Origin of the sequence: Pseudochelatococcus sp., from assembly GCF_050946405.1 — a bacterium.
Lineage (GTDB): Bacteria > Pseudomonadota > Alphaproteobacteria > Rhizobiales > Beijerinckiaceae > Pseudochelatococcus.
Map to the genome: position 1 here is coordinate 1 of NZ_JBMNUS010000015.1, position 13,988 is coordinate 13,988.

The 13,988-nt window shown below is 65.6% G+C and carries 11 protein-coding genes; 1 reads left to right on the plus strand and 10 read right to left on the minus strand.

Going from position 1 to position 13,988, the window contains the following annotated elements; genetic code table 11:
• Positions 1 to 181: 181 nt before the first annotated feature.
• The 7 genes from ACOYJQ_RS17425 to ACOYJQ_RS17455 all read right to left on the minus strand — a co-directional run bounded on the left by ACOYJQ_RS17425 (position 182) and on the right by ACOYJQ_RS17455 (position 10,784).
• Positions 182 to 811: an NAD(P)-dependent oxidoreductase gene (locus tag ACOYJQ_RS17425; protein ID WP_433460285.1), complete on the minus strand. Its 630-nt coding sequence runs from the start codon at positions 809 to 811 to the stop codon at positions 182 to 184.
• A gap of 209 nt (positions 812 to 1,020) precedes the next feature.
• Positions 1,021 to 2,049 carry a response regulator gene (locus ACOYJQ_RS17430; RefSeq protein ID WP_433460286.1) on the minus strand — a complete coding sequence of 343 codons (1,029 nt, stop codon included), beginning with the start codon at positions 2,047 to 2,049 and terminating at the stop codon, positions 1,021 to 1,023.
• Between the two features lie 39 nt (positions 2,050 to 2,088).
• On the minus strand, positions 2,089 to 5,079 hold the full coding sequence (locus ACOYJQ_RS17435; RefSeq protein ID WP_433460287.1) for an MHYT domain-containing protein: 2,991 nt from the start codon (positions 5,077 to 5,079) through the stop codon (positions 2,089 to 2,091).
• 397 nt (positions 5,080 to 5,476) lie between these two features.
• A complete protein-coding gene (locus tag ACOYJQ_RS17440; RefSeq protein WP_433460288.1) occupies positions 5,477 to 7,120 on the minus strand; it encodes an ABC transporter ATP-binding protein in 1,644 nt (547 codons plus the stop codon).
• 4 nt (positions 7,121 to 7,124) lie between these two features.
• The gene (locus ACOYJQ_RS17445; RefSeq protein WP_433460289.1) at positions 7,125 to 8,078 is read right to left on the minus strand and encodes an ABC transporter permease; all 954 of its coding nucleotides are present in this window, start codon (positions 8,076 to 8,078) and stop codon (positions 7,125 to 7,127) included.
• Position 8,079: 1 nt separating this feature from the next.
• Positions 8,080 to 9,063 (minus strand): ABC transporter permease, encoded by a 984-nt coding sequence (locus tag ACOYJQ_RS17450; RefSeq protein WP_433460290.1) that lies wholly within the window; start codon positions 9,061 to 9,063, stop codon positions 8,080 to 8,082.
• Positions 9,064 to 9,167: 104 nt separating this feature from the next.
• Positions 9,168 to 10,784 carry an ABC transporter substrate-binding protein gene (locus tag ACOYJQ_RS17455; RefSeq protein ID WP_433460291.1) on the minus strand — a complete coding sequence of 539 codons (1,617 nt, stop codon included), beginning with the start codon at positions 10,782 to 10,784 and terminating at the stop codon, positions 9,168 to 9,170.
• 438 nt (positions 10,785 to 11,222) lie between these two features.
• On the opposite strand from ACOYJQ_RS17455, the gene ACOYJQ_RS17460 reads away from it, so the two are divergent.
• The gene (locus tag ACOYJQ_RS17460; protein ID WP_433460292.1) at positions 11,223 to 12,464 is read left to right on the plus strand and encodes an NnrS family protein; all 1,242 of its coding nucleotides are present in this window, start codon (positions 11,223 to 11,225) and stop codon (positions 12,462 to 12,464) included.
• A gap of 30 nt (positions 12,465 to 12,494) precedes the next feature.
• On the opposite strand, the gene ACOYJQ_RS17465 is transcribed toward ACOYJQ_RS17460, so the two are convergent.
• From ACOYJQ_RS17465 to ACOYJQ_RS17475, 3 genes are all read right to left on the minus strand, one after another.
• Entirely contained in the window at positions 12,495 to 12,863 is a 369-nt protein-coding gene (locus ACOYJQ_RS17465; RefSeq protein WP_433460294.1) for a DUF488 domain-containing protein, read from the minus strand.
• Positions 12,864 to 12,876: 13 nt separating this feature from the next.
• Complete coding sequence (locus ACOYJQ_RS17470) at positions 12,877 to 13,317, minus strand: pseudoazurin (protein ID WP_433460343.1); 441 nt, start codon at positions 13,315 to 13,317, stop codon at positions 12,877 to 12,879.
• Between the two features lie 206 nt (positions 13,318 to 13,523).
• Entirely contained in the window at positions 13,524 to 13,964 is a 441-nt protein-coding gene (locus ACOYJQ_RS17475; RefSeq protein ID WP_433460296.1) for an Rrf2 family transcriptional regulator, read from the minus strand.
• Positions 13,965 to 13,988 lie beyond the last annotated feature (24 nt).

The window sequence follows — 13,988 nt, forward strand, 5'->3', positions numbered from 1 at the left end:
CAGGCATCCCCTTCGGGCAAGCCGGCACGACGAACAACCTGAGGGTCGTGCAGGTGTAGCCGCTTCCGCGCCCGTCCCGCCAGCTCGTCAAAGCAGAAAAATGCGCAAGAGCCGCGCGATCGTCAAAAACAGGCGTGAAGACAACGGGATCCTGTTCCATACAGCGGCGCCCTTTGCCGCGTCACGCATGGCCGATGAAGGGCTTCTGGCGTATGAAACCGCCGTTCTCCAGACTGTCGAGAATGAATCCGGCGACCTCGGCGCGGGTGATGGAGGTCAGTTGCAGGTCTGCCGGTATGTCCGTCCGGACCTGTAGCGGTCCGCTGCCCGCCCTCGTGGCGAAGGGGGCCGGCCGGACGATGGTCCAGTCCAGGCCGCTTTGCGCGATGATGGCTTCCTGCCGATCCTTGTCGGCGTAGCGGTGGCGGGTGAAGAGCGGATAGACGATGTGGTTGTAGAACCACCCGCCATGGCCCCTGGTGTCGCCCGCCCCGATGCCGGTGATCGCCACGAGGCGCGCGATGCCCGCCGCCTGCATCGCGGCCATGACCGCCCGGGTCGTCTCGGAGAACAGGGTCGTCTTGCCCAGACCGTCGATGCCGACGCACAGGACGACGGCATCATGCCCGGCGATATGCCGCTTCAGGAAGGCTTCATCGGTCGGCGAACCGACGATGACGTTGACGGACGCCGTCCCGGTCAGCTTGCCCGCGCTGCGCGTCTGGGCGGTGATGCTGTGTCCGCGCGCGGTTGCCTGCTCCAGCAGACAGGTTCCCACGCCCCCCGAAGCGCCCAGAACGAACAATCGCATCGTTGCCTCCGACCTGTTGCCTGACGGCGGTGCCTGCGACGTGAGGCCGTGCGACTATAGCATCAAGCTGGAAGCGCATGCACTTTTTTGAAAACTTGATGCGCAAACAAAAGGATAGAGCGGCATGCATGCAAACGGAATCGTCACGCCGCTCCCTGTCTTCAAAAGCCGCACGCCCGAACCGCAATCATGGCCCCGCAATTGCCGCGTCATGCGTGCGATGACCGCGTTCCGCCGGTGCAACCGCCGTTTTCCGGGTCGGCCCAACGCTCGCGGATCAGCAGGATGTCCGGCATGCAATCGAGGAACGCCCTCACCAGCTCAGGATCGAAGTGCTTCCCGCTTTCATCGCGGATCAGCGTCACCGCCTCGTCGACCGACCAGGCGGCCTTGTAAGGGCGCACGCTGACGAGCGCGTCGAACACGTCGGCCAGCGCCACGACGCGGGCGACGTGGGGGATGTCTTCGCCGGCAAGCCCTTGCGGATAGCCGCTACCATTCCATTTCTCGTGATGGTTCAGCGCGATGACGGCGGCCATTCGGAGAAGGCCGGAGGGATGGTTGCCGATGATCCGGGCCCCGATGACGGTATGCTGCTGCATGACCCGATACTCGTCATCGGTGAGCTTGCCGGGTTTCTGCAAAATCATATCGGGAATGCCGATCTTGCCCACATCATGCATCGGCGCCGCGTGCAGGAGTTCCTCGGCGGCGCTCTCGCTGTATCCCGCGGTCAGCGCCAGCGTCCGGGCATAGTGGCTCATGCGGATGACGTGAAAGCCCGTCTCGTTGTCCCTGAACTCGACGGCCGCGCCAAGACACCGGACGATCTTCAGGCGTGTCGCGCGGACTTCCTCCACCTGCACCAGAGACAGGTGGGTGCGCACGCGCGCGCGGACGATATGAGGGTTGAAAGGCTTGGTGATGTAGTCGACCGCGCCGATTTCGAGCCCCTGCTGCTCGCTGGAGGCCTCGGCGAGCGCCGTCACGAAGATCACCGGGATCGAGGCGACGCACTCGTTCCGCTTCAACGCCTTGCAAACCTCATAGCCCGACAGGCCGGGCATCATGATGTCGAGCAGGATCAGGTCGGGACGATCGGCATGCACGATGTCCAGCGCCTTGCGCCCGTCCTTGGCGAAGAGCAGCCGGTACTCGTCCTGCAAAGTGTGGCGCAGCACCTGAAGATTGGTCGTTTCGTCGTCAACCAGCAACAGGGTCGGCCGGGAATCCCGCATTCGCTCCATGTTCCTTCACCCGCTCCATGTCAGGGCTCCTCACGATGCATCTTCAGGGACGCGCTCAGCCACGAGCCGCCGCAACAGGGCATGCGCCCTGGGAAACTCGAAAGCATCGACGGCGATCCGCAGCGTCTGCGCGTGCGCCCGCTGTCCTTCGCTTTCCAGACCGGCGCAGACCGCCTCCAGCGCGGCATCGTCGAGTTCATTGCGCGCCAGATAGGCCATCAGCGCCCGCATTTGGTTCAGCAGATCGGCGGCGGATTGCGATGCCGCCACGGCGTCCGGCGTCTCGCCGTCGGAAAGGGCGACGTTGCCCAGCTCCCGTTTCACCTCCTGCAACAAGGCGGGCAGCTCGGCTATCCGCGAACGGACTTCTTCTGGCCCGCCCTTCACGAGCAGGTCCTCCAGCCGGCCGGCCAGCGCCGCGACCTTCGGCAGGGCAAGGTTGCCGGCGGCTCCACGAATCCCGTGCAGGCTGTGCAATGTCGCGTTCCGGTCGATATCGCCAGGGGCCTCTTCGGAACCAGGGGCCTCTTCAGAACCAGGGGCCACCGGGGGAAGCGGGTGCTTCCGCGCCACCGTGCTGAGGAAGCTGTCCAGCGCCCGCGCCAGACGCTCCTCGCTGCCCCAGAGCGCTATACCGGCCTGCCAGTCGATCAGCGTCGCGGCGGGCTCGCCCCTCGCGATTTCGTCGAGCGGCGCCGGAGAGTGCGCGATGTTCAGCACCTGCGCCATCTCGTCGAGAAGCTGGGGCACGTCGAGCGGTTTGATGGCGAACCCGTCCATGCCGGCCTGGCGCGCGGCGCGGCGGTCCTCGACCCGCACGCTGGCCGTCAGCGCGATGATGGGCGTGGGGATGCGCCCCTCGGTGCGTTCATACTGGCGGATGATGCGCGTGGCCTGGAGGCCGTCGGTGCCGGGCATATGGACGTCCATCAGAACCACGTCGAAGCGCCCCGCCTTGAATTTCCCGATCGCCTCGTCGCCGTCCCTGGCGGCGGCGACCTTGTGCCCGCCATCGGCCAGCGTCAGCGCCAGCAGTTCCAGGTTCTGCGGCACGTCGTCGGCGATCAGGATGGTCAGCGGCGGCAGGGATCGGCGAATGGCGGCGGCTTCGATGGCCTGCGGTTTCTCGCCGGGAGGCAGCGGCAGGTATACGTGGAAAGAGCTGCCACGGCCCGGCGCGCTTTCGACCTCGATGCGCCCGCCCATCAGATCGACCAGTTGACGCGCGATCGTGGTGCCCAGACCGGTGCCGCCGAAGCGGCGGCTGATCGAGGCGTCGGCCTGGGTGAAGGGCGCGAAGATCGCCTCGACCTGCTGAGGCGCCATGCCGATGCCGGTGTCGCGCACCTCCACATGCACCATGCCGTCCTCGCGCGAGAAAATAACCTCCACGCCGCCCCGTTCGGTGAACTTGATGGCGTTGCCCACCAGATTGGTCAGCACTTGCAGCATGCGCAGCGGATCGCCCCGGAAATGCTCCGGCATGTCGGGCGGATAATATGTGGAGAACGTCAGCCGCTTGGACTGGGCGCTGAGCCGCAGCGAGGATTCGATTTGCAGCGCCAGCCCCTTGAGCGAGAAATCGATCGCTTCCAGGATCAGCCCGCCCTTCTCCATCCGGGTGGTGTCGAGGATGTCGTTGAGGAGGCCGAGCAGGGAGCGCGACGACTGCCGGACGGTGTTCAGGTGATTGCGCTGAACCGGCGTCAGGTCCGTCTGTAGCAGCAACTCGGTGAAGCCGATGACGGAGTTCATCGGCGTGCGGATCTCGTGGCTCATGTTGGCCAGAAAGGTGCTCTTGGCGGCGGCGGCGCGCTCGGCGCGCTCCGCCGTCTCGCGCAGCGATTCCTCCAGCGCGCGATGGTCGCTGATATCGGTGACGAAACCGACGAACAGCACCTCCCCCGGCAGACTTACCCGGCCGACGGCAAGGCGCATCGGCATCAGGCTGCCGTTCTTGCGCAGGCCCGTCACCTCGCGGCCGGAGCCGATGATCTTCGGCACGCCCGTGACGTGGTAGTTGTGCAGGTAGCCGTCATGCTCCGACTGGTGCGGCTCGGGCATCAGCATCTTGACGTTGCGGCCGACCACTTCATCCGCGCTCCAGCCGAAAAGGCGTTCGGCAGACTGGTTGAAGCTCTGGATGTGCCCTCGACAATCGATGATGATGATGCCGTCCACGGCGGTGTCCAGGATGGCGCGCAAGCGCGCCCTGCCCTCCTCCATGCTGTGATACATCTCGCGGAAACGGATCAGGCCGTTCAGCGCGAAGGTCAGCAGCGTCATGATGACGGTGAAGGCGGACAACGCGAGCGAGGCGACGGTCGTGCCGATCAGCAGGTCGGTGCCCGCCTCTCCCGGCGCGCCGATGAAGCGGACCGCCGCCATGCCGACATAATGCATGCCGGCGATGGCGAAGCCCATGACCGTGCCGGCGACCAGCAGGCGCTGGAGGGGGCGAAGCGTCGTCGCCTGCAACCTGTAGCGCACCCACAGCGCGACGATCGCAAGCAGCACCGCCACGATGATGGACAGAACGAAGATGCCGGCGTCGTAGCGCATCAGCAGCGAGGTCTGCATGGCCGCCATGCCGCTGTAGTGCATCGCGCCGATGCCGAGGCCGACGATCGTGCCGCTGGTCGCCAATTGCCTCCAGCCGACCTCGGAACGGGCGAGTATGCGGAGGGCGACCCACGAGACCGCGCAGGCCGGCAGCAGGGACAACAAGGTCAGGCCGAGCGCGAAATGAACATGCGTCGGCAGCTCGAAGGCCAGCATGCCGATGAAGTGCATGGTCCAGATGCCGCCGCCCAGAGCGAGAGCCCCCGTGGCGACGGCAACGTGCCGATACAGCCTGTTTTCGGTGCTGCCGGCGATCTGCGCCGTCTGCAACGAAATGGTGGCGGAAAAGATCGCCACGAAAATGGACAGCAGAACGAGACCGGGATTGTAGGCGCCGCTCAGATAGGGGCCATCAGCGGAGCGGATGAAGAAACTCTCGAACGCGCCCAATGTTGTCACCTTGAAGCCTGACGTAACGACACCTGTGCAATGGCCAACCAACGAGCGCATCGGATTGATAAGAGGGGATTTACTTATAGCATAGCAACCGAGGCTTGCACAAACAGGTTTCGTCGCATCGCCCGCGCCGTTCCAAAGCTTCACGGAAGGGGCCTGACAGCATTTTCTCGATCTCGTATACCAAAAAAATCAGTATCTTTTCGGAAATTTTACTTATTGCCGCCCAATATGATACGCATCATGTCTGATCAATAATTAATTATGGAATGCACAAAGCGCGCATCAACGATTATAATCGAAGAATGATTCATGACATGGGCGCGGATGACAGCCATAATCCGGCATTCTGCAAAAACCGTTCTTGCCGATCCATGGAGAACAGGGCCCGGCCGGGCGATCAGGCCGCGTCCGCGGCCCGTTTGATGTCGGGCACGGCATCCAGCAGCATTCGGGTGTAGTCGGAACGCGGGTCGTCGAATACGGCATCCGTTTCGCCTTCCTCGACGAGCACGCCCTGATGGAGCACGCCCACCCTGTCGGCCATCTTGCGCACGACGGCGAGATTGTGGCTGATCAGCAGGTAGGTAAGGCCGAACTCCTTCTGCAATTCGAGCATCAGTTCGAGCACCTGCGCCTGCACCGATACGTCGAGCGCCGATGTCGGCTCGTCGCACACGATGAAGGCGGGCTGGCTGGAGAGCGCGCGGGCGATCGCGATGCGCTGGCGCTGGCCTCCCGAGAACTGATGCGGATATTTGCGGATGGCGGCCGGATCGAGCCTCACGCGTGACAGGAGATGAGCCACGCGATCCTCCGCCTCCGACCGCCCGACGGACGAATCCAGCGTCCGCAGCGGCTCCGCGATGATGTCGCCCACGCGCCAGCGCGGATTGAGGCTGGCGTAGGGGTCCTGAAAGATCATCTGCACTTTCCGGCGGCGCTCGGCGCTGCCGGCGGGGCTGGACCAGATGTCCAGCCCGTCGATCCGCACCGTGCCGCGGCTCGGCCGGAGCAGGCCGGTCAGGATGCGCGCGATCGTGGACTTTCCCGAGCCGGATTCGCCCACGAGGCCGAAGGTTTGCCCGCGCGCGACGGCGAACGAAACGTCGTCGACCACGGTCACGGCCTTCCTGCCGGCTCCGGGCCAGCGGAACAGCGATGCGCCGGGCGGCGTGAAGCTTCGGCTGAGTGCGTCGACAACGACGAAAGGCGTTGCCTCGCCGCCCGATGCGGGGCGCGCGCTCCGCGCGTGGACGGAGGGAATGGCGGCGATCAGCCGTTGCGTATAGCTCTCGCGCGGGCGCCCGATGATATCGTTCACCTTGCCGGTCTCGACGATCCGGCCGTCGCTCATCACGACGACGCGATCCGCCGTCTCCGCGATCACGCCCATGTCGTGCGTGATCAGCAGCACGGCGGTGCCGCGCCTCGCGCACAGGGATTTCAGCACCTTGATGATTTGCGCCTGCACGGAAACGTCGAGCGCCGAGGTCGGCTCGTCGGCGATGACGAGTTCCGGTCCGGCGGCAATGGCCAGGGCGATCACCACCCGTTGCCGCATGCCGCCGGAGAACTGATGCGGATAGGCCGACAGCCGCGCGCGCGCCTGCGGGATGCCCGTCTCCTCCAGCAGCGAGGCCGCGTGCCGGCGCGCCTCCTCCTCGCCGAGCGGCAGATGCGCCCGGATGGTCTCGACGAGCTGCCCGCCCACGGTCCGGAGCGGATCGAGGCTCGTCAGCGGGTCCTGAAACACCATGCCGATGCGCTTGCCGCGCAAGGCGGCGAACTCCTTTTCCGGCAGATCGTCGATCCGCCGGCCCTTCAGGCGGATTTCGCCGGCCGCGATGCGGCCGGGCGGATCGATGAGGCGCATGACGGCGGCGCCCGTCATGGACTTGCCGGCCCCCGATTCTCCCACGACGCCCAGCACTTCTCCCGGAGCGATGTCGAGCGACACATCGCGCACCGCCGTGAAAATGCGATGCCGGAGTTCGAATTCAACCGTCAGATTGCGGATGGAAAGGACGGGATGGGCCGGCATGACGTCACCGCAAACGAGGATTGAGGGCGTCACGCAGCCAGTCGCCCAGCAGGTTGACGGAAAGCGCCAGAAGCACGAGCGTCAGGGCGGGGAAGAAGAAGATCCACCATTCGCCGGAAAACAGATATTGCTGGCCGATGCGGATGAGCGTTCCCAAAGACGGCTGGGTGGGCGGCACGCCGACGCCGAGATAGGAGAGCGTCGCCTCCTCGATCACGGCGACCGCGAGACCGATGGTGCCGACCACGAGCGCGGGACCCAGCACGTTGGGCAGGATGTGGCGCAGCAGGATGAGCGGCGGAGACACGCCGATGATGCGCGCGGCGGCGACATAATCCTTCTGCCGCTCCACCATGGCGGCGCCCCGCACCGTGCGGGCGAATTGCGCCCAGTTCGAAATGCCGATGGCGAGCACCAGCACCCAGACGGCGGCCGACTCCTGCCTGCCGGGCGGGATGATGGCTTGCGCGACGCCGAAGATCAGCAACGCGATGAGAATGGCGGGAAAGGTGAGCTGAACATCGGCCACGCGCATGATCACCGCGTCCGGCCATCCCCCGAGATAGCCCGCGATCAGCCCGAGCGCGATCCCGACCGTCATCGAGAACAGGGTCGCCGTCAACGCGACGAACAGCGACAGCCGGCTGCCGGTGAGCAGCGTGGTCAGCACGTCCCGCCCCTGGCTGTCCGACCCCAGAAAGAACCGGTTTCCGACGGCCGAGGTCGACAGCGGCGGCGTGAAACCGTCCATCAGGTTCAGCGTGGCGGGGTTGAAGGGATCGTGCGGAGACAGGAAAGGACCGACGACGGCGGCCAGCACGAGCGTCACCGCCACCGCCGCCGCCACGATGGCAACGGGAGAGCGGCGAAAGGCGTAAAGCAGGTCCGAGCCCGATTCAGGCGCGGCGGCGGCATCGGCGGAGCGCGGGGCGTCGTCGCGAGTGTCGGTCGATGTCATGTCAGCCCCCGGATTTGCCGGAATCGACGCGCAGACGCGGGTCCACGACGTAATAGAGAATGTCGACGACGAGGTTGATGACCACGAAGACAAGGGCGATGAAGATGAGATAGGCCGCCATGACCGGAATATCGACACCCTGCACGGAGTTGATGAAAAGCGAACCGACACCGGGCCACTGGAACACCGTTTCGGTGACGATGGCGAAGGCGATGACGGAGCCGAGTTGCAGCCCGGTGATGGTGATCACCGGCACCAGCGTGTTCCCGAGCGCATGGCCGAAGTGGATCGCCCTTTGCGACAGCCCCCGCGCGCGGGCGAAGCGGATGTAGTCCTGCCGCAGCACCTCCAGCATCTCGGAGCGGACGAGCCGCATGATCAGCGTGAGCTGGAACAGGGACAGCGTGATCGCCGGCAGGACGAGCGAACGCAGGCCGCTTTCCGTCAGCAGGCCGGTGCGCCACCAGCCAAGCTGCACCGTCTCGCCCCGGCCGTAGGAGGGCAGCCATCCGAGTTCCACCGAGAAGACGTAGATCAGGCTGATGCCGATGACGAAAGTGGGCAGGGAGACGCCGACGAGAGAAAGCGTCATCGCCGCCCAGGCGCCCGCCGAGCGCGGCCGCAAGGCGGAATGGACGCCCAGCAGGACGCCGAACACGAGGGCGATGGTCGCCGATGCGAAGGCGAGCTCCAGCGTGGCCGGCAGACGTTCGAGAATGAGGCGCGTCACGGGCTCCTGCAACCGGTAGGAGACGCCGAGATCGCCGCGCAGCAGGCGGCCGACGAAATCGGCGAACTGGACATACGCCGGCGCGTTGAGGCCGAGCCTCTCGCGCATGATCTCCCGGTCTTCGAGGCGCGTCTCCTGGGTTGCCAGCGATTCCAGCGGATCGCCCACATAGCGGAAGACGACGAACGCCACGAACGCGACGACCAGCATGACGACGACGGACTGCGCCAGACGGCGGATGATGAATGACAGCATGGTACTTCTTCAGCCAAAGCCCCCTTTCGGCCCCGGAGGCCGGACGACCGGCTTCCGGGAAGGCGCGCGGGGAAGGATGACCGGCAGGAGGGCCGGAACTGCCGTCAGCGGCTGAAAGTGATCAGGTGAACCTTCGGCGAGTTGTCCGGCTGGATCGGGATGGAGATCCCGTCCCGTGTCGCCCATGCGATGATCTGGTTATGCAGCGGCAGAAGAAGGCGCTCTTCCTTGACGAAACGCCATATGTCGTCGATGGCGGCGTTGCGGCGGGCCGGGTCGATCTCCGTTCCGAGCGCCTGTATGCGCTTGTCGAGGTCGGCGTTGGAATAGCCGCTCGGATTCCACGCGCCGTAGCTGCCCGTGCGGGTGTGGACGAGGTCGTTGAAATTATAGGCGCTGTCGAAGGTGGGAACGCCCCAGCCGAACAGGTAAAGATCGGTCTTGGCCTCGGCGATCAGCGGCGAATGCTGGGCGAAGGGGCGCGAGGCGAGCGTCGCCTTGATGCCGATCTGCCCCAGAAACCCGACAAGCGCCTGGCTGATGGCCTCGTCGTTCAGATAGCGGTTGTTGGGCGTGTCCAGCGTCACGGCGAAGCCGTTCGGATAGCCCGCCTCCGCCAGCAATTGCCGCGCCCGCGCCGGGTCCGGCCTGTCGTAGGCGTCCAGTTCCTTCGTCCAGCCGTTGACGAAAGGCGGCGCGGCGAGCCCGGTCGGTATGCCGTTGCCGCGCAGCACCACCTTGACGATGGCGTCGCGGTCGACGGCGAGGTGAACGGCCTCGCGCACGCGCGGATCCGCGAACGGATTCCGGTCCTTGACGTCGGAGGAGGCCAGCGGCTTGTCGTCCAGCCTGTAGCCGATGAATATGTTGCGGTTCTCCGGCCCCTTGACGACCGTGACGCCCTTGGTGGCGGACAGCCGCTCGACATCCTGCACCGGCACGTCCTGCACGAAATTCACCTCGCCGGAAAGCAGCGCCGCCACGCGGGTAGCGGCATCGGCGATCGGCGTGAAGACGATCTCCGTCACCTGCGGCTTTTCCTGCGCCCAATGGATGCCGCTGGCGGCCAGCACGGTCCGCACGCCGACTTCCCGCGATTTCAGGACGAAGGGGCCTGTTCCGTTCGTATGGCGAACGGCGTAATTGTCCTTTCCGGCGGCATAATCCTGCACCTCAAGGACGTTATGCTTTTCCGACCATCCCTTATCAAGAATATAAGTGCCGGTCAGATTGTTGGGATAGACGAGGTTCGGCCCCCTGAGCCTGACCTCGACCGTATGGTTGTCCACGGCCGTGACGGACACCACATCCGCATGGAGCTGGCGCAGCTTGGAGAGCGGGGAGCGGGCGCGGTCGAGCGAGAAGACGACGTCTTCCGCGGTGAAATCCGCGCCGTCATGATATTTCACGCCTTCCTGCAGCGTGAAAACCCACGTCGTGGGATCGCCTTCCTTCAGCTTCCATTCCTTCGCCAGCAGGGGAATGAGCTTGCCGCTGCCGTCACGCTGCACCAGCGTTTCGTAGATCTGACGCAGGACCGCGTGGCTTACGCCGTCGTTCTGCGCATGCGGATCGAGCGTGAGCGCATCCGCGCTGCGCGACCAGATCAGGGTCTCGGCGAACGCGGCGCCGGCCGGCAATCCGGCCAGAGCAGCCGCAAGGGCGATGACGGCCCGCGATCGCAGGGCAAACGGACGATGAGGACGGCGAAACCGGGCCATGAAAAATCTCCGGAGCAACGGACGAACGACGGGAGCGTTGAGAATCGAACTTAAATTAAATCTATAGATTAAATAATATTCCTTGTCCACCGGGCCGCGGAAGCCCGCGGTCCGCGCCCGGCTGCACGGTCCGCCCGGAAGCCGCATGGCATCGATTCCTCTCGACTTGCGGTTTGGACGGAAAGCGAGCGCTGTGAAATGTCATGAGACACAACGACGCGGAGAGGCTGCGCCGTCTCGCAAACGGGCGATCCGCCGCTTCAACGCCCGCGCGCCATGGTGTTTGCCGCTTGCGGCACCTCTGAATTCGGACTAAAAAAGATATATCGAAAATACTCCATTTATATGGAGACGACCGATGCCGCAGGGTGTCCGATCGCGGGCAGGCTTCGTTGCTCAGGCGGATCGCCCTTGCGACACCTCTTCCGAGGAAATCTCATGATGACCGCGCAAGGTGAAACGAGACCGGCGCCGGCCCGGCGGGCGCAAGGCGGCCGGCCGGCGCTTCTGTCCTACGGCTTCCGCCCCTTCTTCCTGTTCGGCGCGCTCTACGGCGGGCTGATCATCCTGGCCTGGCTGCCGATACGCGACGGCACGGTCGGCACCGCCAGCGCCTTCATGCCCGTCGACTGGCACATCCACGAAACCCTGTTCGGTTATCTTGCGGCCATCGTCGCCGGTTTCCTGCTCACCGCCATTCCGAACTGGACCGGACGCTTGCCGGTGCAGGGAGCGCCGCTGCTCGGCCTGCTGCTGCTATGGGTTGCCGGACGCGTCGCCGTCTTCTTCTCCGCCTGGACGGGTTGGCTCGCGGCGGCCGTCATCGACAGCCTGTTCCTCGCGGCGGTCGCGGCCGCCGCAGCGGCGGAGATCGTCGCGGGAAAAAACTGGCGCAATCTCAAGATCCTGGTGCCGGTGGCGGTGTTCCTGCTCGCCAACGTTCTGTTTCACGTCGAGGCGGCGGTCGACGGCGCCAGCGACTACAGCCGCCGGCTGGCGACCGCGGCGGCGATCGTCCTGATCCTGATCATCGGCGGGCGCATCATCCCGAGCTTCACGCGCAACTGGCTCGCGCGCGAGAATCCGGGCCGCCTGCCCGTTCCCTTCAACGGTTTCGACAAGTTCTGCATCCTCCTTTCGGTAGCGGCGCTTTCGCTCTGGACACTGATGCCGGAAAGCGGGGCGGCGGGCCTCCTGCTCATCGCCGCCGGCGGGCTCAACCTCGCGCGGCTCGTGCGCTGGGCCGGCGACAGGGCGCGGCGCGGCGCCCTCGTGCTGATCCTGCACATCGCCTATCTGTTCGTGCCCGCCGGCCTTTTGCTTGCCGGCCTCTCCGCTCTCGATCCGGCGCGCTTTCCCCCGGTCGCGGCGCTTCACGCTCTCGGCGTCGGCGCCATCGGCGTGATGACGCTCGCGGTCATGACCCGCGCGGCGCTCGGCCACACGGGCCGCGAACTCAGGGCGGACACGGCGACCCAACTGATTTACGCCGCGATCGTGCTGGCGGCGCTGTCGCGGATCGCCGCCGGCTTCATGCCGGAGTCGGTGAGCCTGCTGCATGTCTCGGCGACGCTGTGGACCCTCGCCTTTCTCGGCTATTGCGCCCGGTACGGCGGCATGCTGCTTCAGCCGCAATTGAAACCGCGCGAGCCGAACCGCGCCGCAAAGCCGGCCGGCTGACGGGCCGGCGTAGCCGTCGCCGCGCGACGGCTACGCCTCCGGGGGCTTGTCGAGAAGATGATCCGCAAGAACCAGCGCATGGTTGTGCGCCGTGTCGCGGGCAGCGTAGAGCAGCGTCACCGGCCCGCGCGCGGCGAGATCGCGGAGCGTGTCGACGGCCGGCGCATTCGCGGCGAGTTCGGCGCGGTAGCGGCGGGCGAACGCGGCCCACCGCGCCGGATCGTGGCCGAACCAGCGGCGCAATTCGGGGCTGGGCGCGATGTCCTTCAGCCAGAGCGTCAACGCCGCCTCTTCCTTGCGGATGCCGCGCGGCCAGAGACGGTCGACGAGCACGCGCGCGCCATCGTCCGCCTCCGGCGGTTCATAGATGCGCTTCAGCCGGATATTGCCGTTCGCCATCGCCCCGCCGCTGTCATTGCCCCAGTTCGGCAAGCGACGCGTCGAGCCGCTCGCGGGCCTTCTTCGGCAATTTGGCCGCCCTGATCGCATCGAGATTGGACGGCGCGCCTTCGCCAACGACGATCAGCGCCACCATCCCCATCGGCATATGGGGCAGGCATTTGATGAGGTAGGCGCCGGGCACGGCGAAGGTCGACGAGATCTCCTGGTTGACCTTGCCCTTGAACGGCTCCGCGCCATCGGGAATGAGACCCTTCGCCGTTTCCGCATTGTGGGTCTTGTCGGTCGGCACGAAGGTCACGGTATCGCCGGGCGCGATCCTGAGGAGCGACGGCTCGAAAACCATCGGCCCGGCCTTGCCCTTGTTGAGCATCTCGACCCTGAAATCCGCGCCCAGCGCCGGCGCGGACAGCAACGCCAGCGCCGCCGCGCCACAGAAGGCTCTACCCATCATATCGACCATTTGTCTTCATCTCCCGGCGGCGTCCCCGGCATCGGCAAGACGCCGCATCGTTTCCCCGCGTCAGGCCCTGGCAATCGAACGCCTGCGCCCTGACCTGCCGCAATAGATATATCGTGAATATATCTTAAGGCCCGCCGGTTCCATGCGTCATGATGTCTGCGGAAAAATGTTGGCGGAAAACCGGCGACGGCGGTGCTTCAGGCGGCCGGCTTGATGCCGAAATCGGCCGGAGAAAGCACGATGTCGGCAAGCGTATGGCGGTCCATCGTCGTCATGAACGCCGCCAGCGCCTCGGCCAGCACCCCGCGTAGCCGGCACTGGCAGGAGATGCGGCAAAACGCGCCGTTTTCCTTCTGTGCGGCAAAACATTCGACGAGGGCGAAATCCGGTTCCGTCGCGCGCAGCACGTCGCCGAGACGGATGTCCGCGGCCTCCCGCGCCAGCGTCAGGCCGCCGGAGCGGCCGCGCACCGCCTTCAGAAAGCCGGCGCGCGTCAATTGATTGGCGACCTTCATCAGATGGTTGCGGGATATCCCGTAAACGTCCGCCGTTTCCTCGATCGTCACCAGCCGATCCCGACAGGTCGCCGCGTACATCAGGACGCGCAGGGCGTAATCCGAAAAGTTCGTCAGCCGCATCGAAGCGCCCGGTTATCGGTAACT

What these genes read in the sequence shown, in the direction of transcription:
- ACOYJQ_RS17425 (WP_433460285.1), bottom strand. Translation starts at nt 811, where the DNA reads ATGCGATTGTTCGTTCTGGGCGCTTCGGGGGGCGTGGGAACCTGTCTG.
- ACOYJQ_RS17430 (WP_433460286.1), bottom strand. Translation starts at nt 2,049, where the DNA reads ATGCGGGATTCCCGGCCGACCCTGTTGCTGGTTGACGACGAAACGACC.
- ACOYJQ_RS17440 (WP_433460288.1), bottom strand. Translation starts at nt 7,120, where the DNA reads ATGCCGGCCCATCCCGTCCTTTCCATCCGCAATCTGACGGTTGAATTC.
- ACOYJQ_RS17445 (WP_433460289.1), bottom strand. Translation starts at nt 8,078, where the DNA reads ATGACATCGACCGACACTCGCGACGACGCCCCGCGCTCCGCCGATGCC.
- ACOYJQ_RS17450 (WP_433460290.1), bottom strand. Translation starts at nt 9,063, where the DNA reads ATGCTGTCATTCATCATCCGCCGTCTGGCGCAGTCCGTCGTCGTCATG.
- ACOYJQ_RS17455 (WP_433460291.1), bottom strand. Translation starts at nt 10,784, where the DNA reads ATGGCCCGGTTTCGCCGTCCTCATCGTCCGTTTGCCCTGCGATCGCGG.
- ACOYJQ_RS17460 (WP_433460292.1), top strand. Translation starts at nt 11,223, where the DNA reads ATGATGACCGCGCAAGGTGAAACGAGACCGGCGCCGGCCCGGCGGGCG.
- ACOYJQ_RS17465 (WP_433460294.1), bottom strand. Translation starts at nt 12,863, where the DNA reads ATGGCGAACGGCAATATCCGGCTGAAGCGCATCTATGAACCGCCGGAG.
- ACOYJQ_RS17470 (WP_433460343.1), bottom strand. Translation starts at nt 13,317, where the DNA reads ATGATGGGTAGAGCCTTCTGTGGCGCGGCGGCGCTGGCGTTGCTGTCC.
- ACOYJQ_RS17475 (WP_433460296.1), bottom strand. Translation starts at nt 13,964, where the DNA reads ATGCGGCTGACGAACTTTTCGGATTACGCCCTGCGCGTCCTGATGTAC.